The sequence below is a fragment of the Streptomyces roseochromogenus subsp. oscitans DS 12.976 genome, assembly GCF_000497445.1.
Taxonomy (GTDB): domain Bacteria; phylum Actinomycetota; class Actinomycetes; order Streptomycetales; family Streptomycetaceae; genus Streptomyces; species Streptomyces oscitans.
Window position 1 is genome coordinate 9,631,541 of the sequence record NZ_CM002285.1, and the last position, 9,380, is coordinate 9,640,920.

Sequence of the window (9,380 nt, forward strand, 5' to 3'; positions counted from 1 at the left end):
ACTCGGAATTGCCGGGACACTCATCAAGGAGAACGAACCGCAGGCACACCAACGACTCTGCGTAGGGCCTGGCGCGCATCGGGCTCTCCAGGGCTGTCCGTGCGGTCGCCGCCCTGCATCACCTGGACGGCATATCCGGGAGGGCGGGCGGGGCTCGGGTGGTGGGAGGGTGGAAGCACCCCTGGGATGTCGTGCCCAGGGGCCTCATGCGGCCCCATCCGCCCGGTCCTTGCCGATGGGTTCTCATCGGCGAGGAGCGGGTGTCCCGACTGGTCATGGGTCGCGGTGTACGCGAGGAGAGCTGAGATGCGCCATTTTGTTGCGGTTCTTGCGGGGGCGATGGTGATGACCGGTGGTTTGGCCGCCTGCTCCTCCGGCTCGTCGGCTTCCGGGGCAGGGACACCGACGGCCACGGCGAGTTCCGGTACCAGCGCCGCAGTGCTGGCCTCGGCCGCGTTCGCCGCCCCGGCAGCCTCCGGTAAGCAGCCCGCAGGGGTCACCTACAACACCGGCCTCGTGCCGACCGGGGCGCAGGCCATCATCAAGGCCAAGGTCGAGGACGGGGGGAGGGAGATCACCCTCGCCGTGTCGGGGCTGCGGCCCAACCGCACGTACGGTTCGCACGTGCACGCCAAGGCGTGCGGGGCGAAGCCCGCCGACTCCGGTCCGCACTACCAGGACAAGAAGGACCCGGTGCAGCCCTGGGCCGACCCCGCGTACGCCAACAAGAACAACGAGGTCTGGCTGGACTTCACGACCAATGCCAAGGGCGAGGCCACCATGACCTCGCATGTGAAGTGGGCCTTCCGCAAGGGCCAGGCGAACTCAGTGGTGATCCACGCGAATCGCACCAGCACCGAACCCGGCATGGCCGGCATGGCCGGCGACCGTCTCGCCTGCCTCACCGCCCCCTTCTCGTAGGCGATCCCACGCCCCGGCAGTCCCGAACACCCTCATGGCGGGACAGCGGCAGCGTAACCGGTCGAGGTCAGCAGGCCGGCTGGCGTTGGATCCGGCGGCGACGCGAAGCACGCGGACGCGTAAGCCGACGGCAGCCTGTTGGCCACCCTCGCCGCGGCCGTCCGTGCCACCACCGTGGTGGAACCGGGCACCGCTCTCGGCTACTCCGCCGCCTGGCCGTGTTCACCGCTGTGAGTGACGGTGATTCACCTGTCGAGGTTCCGTGCACGACTAAGGAAGATCATCACATTGCCTTCAAATCTGACGCCGCAATAGCATCGCGCCTGACCACTTATTTTTGCTTTACATCTGTGCATGGGGGACTGCAGATGTCCGTCACCCATGCCTGGAAGGGAATTCGGGTGACTCCTGGTATACGCAGGATGCTTCCCATCGCGGGGGTTGCTGCCATCGTGGCACTCGTGGGCACTCCGATGCTCGCCAGTGCCGACCCGCAGCCGACAGGGGGAACCGCGGGGGCCACGCCGCCGTCCGCGGTGGAGGACTTCGCCTACCCGAACGCGGATCAGATCCAGCGGGACAAAGGCATCAAACTGATCAAGGGTGACGGGCACATCACCTTCGCCGCGTGCGACGACTCGGGCTCGCAGATCAAGGTCCTCACCGTGCAGGGACCCAGCGGCAACCCACAGGGCGCCTACTGCTTCAAGACCACAGCGAAGAGCGGCTACCTCACCCTCGAACTCCCGCGTGTCTTCGCGCTGGAGACCACCGACCACCCGATCAGCGCCGACCTCAGGCCTCAGGCCGACCCCTCCGCTCCGGCCAAGACGGTGACCGTGGACAAGAACGGCTACCAGAGCGTCGGCGAGGGGGCCGCCGGTGGGGCACCGGCCGTGCTGCTGGAACTGCGGGTCACCGGCTGACCGGTCCATCTGCCTTCGCGCTCATCGATCTCGCACGACAACGAGGAATGTTCATGCCTGGTTTTCGTCCGCACACCGCGCGGACCAGCGGCCTGATCGCCGCTGCCACCCTGGCTGCCGCCGCCCTGTCGGCCACGCCCGCGACCGCCATATCGGGCCCGCAGGCCCCCGGCGCCACCTCGGCCGCCCTCGCACGGCTCGACATCGGCAACCAGACCGGCGACCAGCGCGGCTGCTCGGCCGTGCTGGTGGCCCCGCAGTGGCTGCTGACGGCCGCGAGCTGCTTCACCGACACCCCCGGCGCACCCCTTAAGTCCGGCGCGCCGAAACTGAAGACGACGGCCACCCTCGGCGGCAGCGCCCAGCAGGTGGTGAACCTGGTGCCCCGCACCGACCGCGACGTGGTCATGGCCCAACTGGCCAAGCCCAGCGGCATCACCCCCGTCCCGGTGGCCGACGCCGCGCCCGTTACCGGGGACGAGGTCCAGGCCGCAGGGTTCGGGCGCACACACGACGAGTGGGTGCCCGGCCAGGTGCACGCGGCCGCCTTCACCGTCCAGAACACCGGTGCCACCACCATCGATCTGGCTGGAAAATCGGACGGCGCGGCGATCTGCAAGGGCGACACCGGCGGTCCCGCACTGAACACCACAGGCGGCCGTACCGCGATCGTGGGTGTCAGCAGCCTGTCCTGGCAGGGCGGTTGCCTGGGAACCGACCCGGCGGAGACGCGTACGGGAGCGGTGGCGGCACGGGTCGACGACCTGGCCGCCTGGGTCCAGCAGGTCTCCTACAGCACCGCCTTCGCGGCCACGCAGTGGAAGCACGCCGTGCAGATGACCGCCGGCTACTACACCGGCGGTTCCGCGGGCGGCACCCGCCGTATGGACCTGATCGTCGTCTGGGACGACGGCGAAGTCACCCTCTACCAGGGCGGCGACGCCAACGACCCGGCTCATCCCTTCGCAGCCGAATACCAGCTGCAGCCCAAGAAGAGCATCTGGACCCACGCCGTCAACGTGACCAGCACCAACACCGGCGGCGGCACCGACGGAGTCGTGGTGCGTTGGACCGATGGCGAGATGACCCTGTACACATCCGTCGACGCCAAGGGTTTCCACGGCGAGAAGCAGCTCGCCCCGCACCACATCGCTGAATGGGAGAACGACGCCCGGCTGATGTCCGCCGGCCGCTTCACCGTCAACGGCCAGCGTGACGATCTGCTGGTCGACTGGAAGGACGGCCACGTCTCCCTCTTCGCCGACCTGGCCGCCAACGGGCTGAAGAAGCAGACCCAGATCGTCGCCAAGAACACCACCTGGACCTACGCCACCCAGCTCACCAGCGGGTCTTTCACCGGCAAGAACACCGACGACCTGCTGGTGCGCTGGGTCGACGGCGAGACCACCATCTACCCCGGCATGAACGGCAAGTCCCTGCCCGGCGAGATCAAGATCCGGCCCGGCAAGCCAGACAAGTCGAACTGGGCCGACGCCACCGTCGTCACCGCCGGCGCCTTCACCGCCAACACCACCGCCGACGACATCATCGTCCGCTGGAACGACGGCCACGTCAGCCTCTTCCCCGGCGTCGACGCCAAGGGCCTGCACGACGAAATCCAGCTCGCGCCCGCCAACTGAACCGCCTGGACACGGCCTTCGGACCCTCAGCCCAATGGCCTGTCCCCGTCGCTGTGTCCGTAGGCCCAATGAGTACGGTCGCCCGGCAGCGCCCCGGGCAGGCCCTACCACGCCAGTGAACGCGCCCACGGCGCGGCGAGGGAGCTGACCGGCGCAACTGGGCGGCCGGGCGACGCGGCTTCACGGCCACTGCCGCAGCTGCACTCACGCGAATTTTCGCCGCAGACATATCCGCGCCACTGACACCGAGGCCCATACCTGATGTGCGGCCGCCGACGCCGACTGCTCATTTCGCTTTCCCACGAACGATTCGAGAAACAGTTGAGAAAAATGAAACCCGGCAGTATCGCGGCGAGAACGGTCTCGCATGCGATACGCGTGCTCTGTCTGATTCTGCTGCCCATCGCACTTGCGGCCGGCCTTCTCGGGAACGCTGCCTCCCGCGCTGTGGCCGACGGCGCTCCAACCGGTGGCGGCAGTGCCGTCACCGACGAGGTGACCGACCGCGCCCGGGTACTCAACCTGTGGTCGACGGGTGGCCCCGGGGTGCGGGCCGCTGCGGAAGTCGCCCTGACCGGCAGCGAGGATGACGTACGACACTTCCTCGACACGGAGAACGACGCCGCGTTCCAGGACGAGCGCGTTGCCGTGGCACAGCTCGCCAGTGTCGGCGGGCTGAGCTTGCAGGACGCGGCCCGCAAGGCTCTGGACGGAACGCAGGACGACCTAGAGGCCTTCCTGTACGACGGCTGGCGGGATCCGTACTTCCAGGATCAGCGGGTTCAGGTCGCGCAGATCATCGATGCGGGCGGCCCGGAGGTCCGGAAGGCGGGGCAGGCTGCGCTGGACGGGACGCCGGGTGACATCAAGGCGTTCTTGTCGACCGGTCAGTACGATCGGCGGGCGCAGGACGAGCGGGTCGAGGTCGCGCAGATCATCAGCGTAGGCGGCTCTAACGTGGTGGCGGCGGGCCGGATCGCGTTGAACGGTTCGGCGGACGACATCCATCAGTTCTTGGAAGTCGGCCAGTATGTAGCGCGTGCCCGTGATCAGGAGCACGCCACGGTCGCCCAGCTGGCGGCGCAGGCCACGAAGGCCGGCAGCAAGGCGGCGGCCCAGACCAAGGCCGCCAAGGACGCCTCCGTGCGTGCCGTGAAGGCGGCGAATCTCGCCAAGGCTGCCGCACAGAAGGCGGCGGCCCAGACCCAGGCCGCCAAGAACGACTCCCTGCAGGCCGCTTCAGCGGCCGGCCGGGCGGCGTCGGCGGCCAAGCAGGCCGCGGAAGCCGCGCAGGAGGCGATCGACGCGGCGGCCGCCGCCAACAACTCCGCACGGCTGGCGGCCAGCGCCGCTCAGCAGGCTGCTTCGGCGGCGGTGGGTGCCGCGCAGGCAGCAGCCCAGGCGCAGAGTGCGGCTGCGGATGCGGCCAATGATGCGGGCAAGGCTTCCGCAGCGCGTAAAGCGGCCGAGGACGCCCGTACCGCGGCCAAGGGTGCGCGGCTGGCGGCGGACGCGGCCACACAGGCCGGCAACGCGGCCAGCGAGGCGGGCAATGCCGCGAAGGCCGCCGCCGATGCCGGCACCAACGCCGACGCCGCCGCGGACGCGGCCGACCAGGCCAACACCTACGCCACCCAGGCCGGCGTCCACTCCAGCGAGGCCGGCGTGGAGGCAGCCGCCACCCACCGCCATGCGCAGGAGGCCAACCGCGCCGCGAACGCGGCCGCAGCACTGGCCGCAGAGTCGGCAAGTGCGGCGAACGACGCGCGGGATGCGGCCAATAACGCGGCCGCACATGCGGACAACGCCGCGAAGGACGCCGATGACGCGGCCAAGCACGCTGGCGAAGCAGCCACGGCTGCCAAGCAGTCGGCGGCGCATGCCAAGGCCGCCCAGGACGCGGCCGACGCCGCTACCGCGGCCGTCGCCAAGGCGCAGAAGACCCACGCCACCGCCGTCAAGATCGAGACGGAGGAGCTGACCGAGAGCACCAACGCCGGCATCGCGCAGGCCAAGGACCTCAAGGCCCAGCAGGACCAGCGAGCAGCCGCGGACACGGCGGCTGCCCAGCAGATCAAGGACACCGACGCGCAGGCGAAGAGCCTGGCCGCGCAGTCCGCACAGTCCGGAGCCGACCCCAAGACCATCGCCCCGGCCGGCCGCAAGGTCGCGCTGGCGACGATGCAGACCGGCGGCGCGTGGAGCAGGGGCGCCGCCGAGGTGGCCCTGACCGGCACTGACCAGGATGTCGTCGACTACCTCACCACCCGCCGCACGCAGGGCGCCCAGCAGGACGACCGCTACCGCGTGCAGACCCTGGCCCAGGAGAGCTCCCTGGCCTCGGTACGCAGTGCCGCCGAGGAAGTGCTCAAGGGCAGTGACGATCAGGTCTCGGCGTTCCTGGCCACCGGGCAGTACGAGGCCGGGGCGCAGGACTTCCGGGTGGCCATCGCCCAGATCATCAACGCCGGCGGACCGGTGGTGCAGCAGACCGGCCGGGCCGCACTGGACTCAGGCGACCCGCAGAAATACCGCCAGTTCCTCACCACCGGCCAGTACCAGGCGCGTACCCAGGACGAACGCGTTCGCGCCGCCCAGCTCGCCGACCCCAAGAACAACGGCAGCGGCCCGCAGGTGAAGTCCGCGGCCCGGATCGCCCTGGAGGGCCCCGATGACCTGCTGGACCAGTTCATCCAGGTCGGCCAGTACAAGGCCCAGCGCCAGGACTACCTCGGCGCCACCCACACCGCGCAGATCGCCCAGCTGATCGCGGACGCCGCCGGCATCGCGGCCACCGCCCAGCAGAATGCCGCCCAAGCCCACAAGGCCGCCGCCAACGCGGTCAGGGCTCAAGACCAGGCAGCCGACTGGGCCAAGAAAGCCGACGCCTCCGCCAAGCAGGCCAAGGGCTACGCCGACCAGGCCGCCAAGTCCGCCAAGGACGCGCAGGCCTCCGCCGACCAGGCAGCCGACTCCGCCCACACCGCCGCCAAGGCCGCCGCCTCCGCCAACCAGGCCGCGAGCGACGCGGCCACCTCCGCCCTCGACGCCGCCGGCTCCGCCCAGTGGGCCCAGGCCTCCGCCAGCGCCGCCTACACCGCCGGACAGCAGGCCCGTGCCTCCGAACTCGCGGCCGGCAAGGACTCCAAGGCCGCCGACCAGGCTTACAAGGACGCCTTCCAGGCGGCTGTGGAGAAGAAGGAGGCCGAACGCAAAGCCGCCGAGAAGGACACCGGGAGCCAGGCCGAAGCACGCTACCGCTGCGGCATGCTCGGTTGCGACCCCGTGGAACACCCGGCCCGCTATTGCCAGCACAACGAGGTGCTGTGCGACCTCGCCTCCATGGGCCCCGGCGCCGGGGTCGCGGCCGAAGAGCTGTGGAGCGTGGAGAAGGACCTCCTCGGTCTCGGACAACTCGACGCCTGCAAGGGCGGCGACGCCGTGGCCTGCCTCCAGCTCGGCGAGGACCTCCTCCTCAGCTCGAAGTTCAAGTACCTCGAACGCGGAATGGAAGCGCTGCAGGACCTGAGGCTCCGGCGGTACCTCAAAGCGAGCTGTACGCAGTGCTTCCCGGCCGGGACCAAGGTCCTCATGGCCAACGCCAGTACCAGGAACATCGAGACCGTCCAGTCGGGCGACACGGTCCTCGCGACGGACCCGCTCACCGGCCGCACTGCGCCTCGCAGGGTCAGCCGTCTCATCATCACCGACGGCGACAAGCACTTCGATGAACTCACCATCACAACCCCGGACGGCCCCCGGAAGCTCACCGCCACCTACGAGCACCCCTTCTGGAGCCCGTCGGCACACCACTGGGTCAAGGCCCGCGACCTCACCCCCGGCAGCACGCTCCTCAGCACCGGCGGCGCCACTGCGCAGGTCAAAGCCAACCGCGCCTTCGACCAGCACATCCGCACCTACAACCTCACCGTCGACGACCTCCACACCTACTATGTGCTGGCAGGCCGCACGCCGGTGCTGGTACACAATTCCAGCTGTACCTCTTTCTCAAAGTGGTACGAGGGAGGCGGTGGAGTCATGGCAGACCTGAACGACGGCGCGTTGACCATGGCGGTGGAGCGAGGCGAAGGCTCCGTCTCAGGTGGGCAGATGTTCACCGATACCATGGAACATTTCGGCCCCGAGAACGTCACGTCGTTCCACGCCAAATGGGTTCCCGCAATGCCGACCAACCTTGATGCCTTCAATGCGAACCTCAGGGCTGGCATGTCCTACGAGGATGCGGCCGCCAAAACCTTCACCGGCCATATGGCCGGAAAGTACGGGCTGACCGTCGTGACGGTCGACAGAAGTAAGCTCGTGGGCGAGTTCGGCCACTACACCAACGCCGAACCTGTGTTTTCGCGACCTGGAGGGTAGGTGAGTGCCATGACGGACGAAGTGGCGGCGCTGCGAAATCTTGTGGCTGAGGGCGCAACGTTTCTGGAGGTGCTCGAATTCCTGTCCCGACGGGGCCCTCGACCCCTTACTCCTCTTGAGTTTCTCAGGGTGTTCCAGGAGGAGCTCGGAATCTCGTTCATCGAATCACGGAACATGTTGGAGTATTTCGACCCCGACATGAAACCGATGGTCGATGCAGCGCTCATCAACGAGCGTGGGCGCCTCCTTCTGCAGAGGCGAGCCGACTGGCCGATGGAGTAACCGAAGGAAGGGCCGCACCGAACGTCTCGGTGCGGCCCTTCCAACGTCGCCCATTGCTGCGGGCCGGTTCAACAAGGGCGTCGATCTTTACAAGCTGGAGACGACGCTGCCGAATTTGAGCCCATGCTGCAAGACAACGCAATTATGTGACAAATCCACGAAGGATCACTGTGTGAGTGATGCGTTGAGCTGCTGATCTAGTGATCGTTGCGGGATTCCTGGTCGTCGTGCCGTATTGATCTGAGCTGGGATTTCCGTGGAGGTTCAGGAGTTAAAGGGCCCTCTGAAGTGCGAGTTCAGTGATCGTTCCGGAATGTGGTGATCGTCGAAGGATTTTTTATTGCCGGATGGATCAGCCGGAGCGAGTCTGTGCTGGTCATGGGTGGCGTGGGGGAGTGAGGTGGGCCAAGAGCGCGGCTGCGGGCGCTGCAGCGCAAATGGGAAGGCACACCGACGCGGGGGAGTGGGACATCGTGGGGGAGCAGCAGCCGGCGGGCGGGGACATCCAGGACGCGCTGGAGTGGGCACGGCTGCGTCTGACGGAGTTGGGCTTCTTCAAGACGCAGGACGGACTGCGGTGGGCAGCCGCTTACGGGCTGGTCCGGTCCGTGTGGCGCAACGGCCCGATCGAGAACGCGCATGCCTCACAGCCGACCAGTCGGCGCAAGGCATTGCACGACGGGACGATGTTCGCCCGCAACACCTGGCTCACCCGGCAGGCCTTCGACGTCCTGGGCTGCGACGACCAGTTCCGTCTCTACGAGCTGGAGGATCTGGTCCTGGACCGGGACCAGGTCTGGCCGGGATGCGAGGGAACCCTGACGGACTTCGGCTGGGGATTCCTCGGAGACATCAAGAAGCACGCGAAACAGCGCATCGACATGCTCGCGCACCTCGAGCAGAGGCTGTCGCCGGACGACTTCCTTGTCTTCGCCAGCGCACCTTGGTTCGGGTTCCGCGACGACCACTACGGGATGCCGAGATGGCCTGCTTGCGTGGAAGCAGCGGCGTGCCGCCTGCGCGGCGAGGACGAGGAGTTCTGGCGTGCGGAGGGCGACTGGATGGCCCGGATTGGCCCGGCGCCAGCTGCCGTCACCGCGGACCTTGAGGCAACCCGGGAACTGCTGCTGGAGTCGCCGTGGGAACTGGGTGCCAAGAACCTGGACTGGTTCGCCTGGAACCCGATCCTGCGACCACGCTGCACGCAGGCCTAGCGTTTCCTTCGGATCAC

At 68.2% G+C, this 9,380-nt stretch carries 6 protein-coding genes; all 6 read left to right on the plus strand.

Annotated elements, in window-relative coordinates:
- The first annotated feature begins 306 nt into the window (after nucleotides 1-306).
- The 6 genes from M878_RS50595 (at nucleotide 307) to M878_RS91285 (ending at nucleotide 9,363) form a co-directional block, all read left to right on the plus strand.
- A complete protein-coding gene (locus M878_RS50595) occupies nucleotides 307-921 on the plus strand; it encodes a superoxide dismutase family protein (protein ID WP_031227373.1) in 615 nt (204 codons plus the stop codon).
- 461 nt (nucleotides 922-1,382) lie between these two features.
- Nucleotides 1,383-1,847: a hypothetical protein gene (locus M878_RS91265; RefSeq protein WP_245238346.1), complete on the plus strand. Its 465-nt coding sequence runs from the start codon at nucleotides 1,383-1,385 to the stop codon at nucleotides 1,845-1,847.
- Nucleotides 1,848-1,900: 53 nt separating this feature from the next.
- Nucleotides 1,901-3,487: a S1 family peptidase gene (locus M878_RS91270; protein ID WP_031227374.1), complete on the plus strand. Its 1,587-nt coding sequence runs from the start codon at nucleotides 1,901-1,903 to the stop codon at nucleotides 3,485-3,487.
- A 330-nt stretch (nucleotides 3,488-3,817) separates the two neighbouring features.
- Complete coding sequence (locus M878_RS000000101265) at nucleotides 3,818-7,867, plus strand: polymorphic toxin-type HINT domain-containing protein (RefSeq protein ID WP_158692918.1); 4,050 nt, start codon at nucleotides 3,818-3,820, stop codon at nucleotides 7,865-7,867.
- 9 nt (nucleotides 7,868-7,876) lie between these two features.
- Complete coding sequence (locus M878_RS91280) at nucleotides 7,877-8,149, plus strand: hypothetical protein (protein ID WP_158692920.1); 273 nt, start codon at nucleotides 7,877-7,879, stop codon at nucleotides 8,147-8,149.
- Nucleotides 8,150-8,586: 437 nt separating this feature from the next.
- The gene (locus M878_RS91285) at nucleotides 8,587-9,363 is read left to right on the plus strand and encodes a hypothetical protein (RefSeq protein ID WP_023553985.1); all 777 of its coding nucleotides are present in this window, start codon (nucleotides 8,587-8,589) and stop codon (nucleotides 9,361-9,363) included.
- The last annotated feature ends 17 nt before the right edge of the window (nucleotides 9,364-9,380 follow it).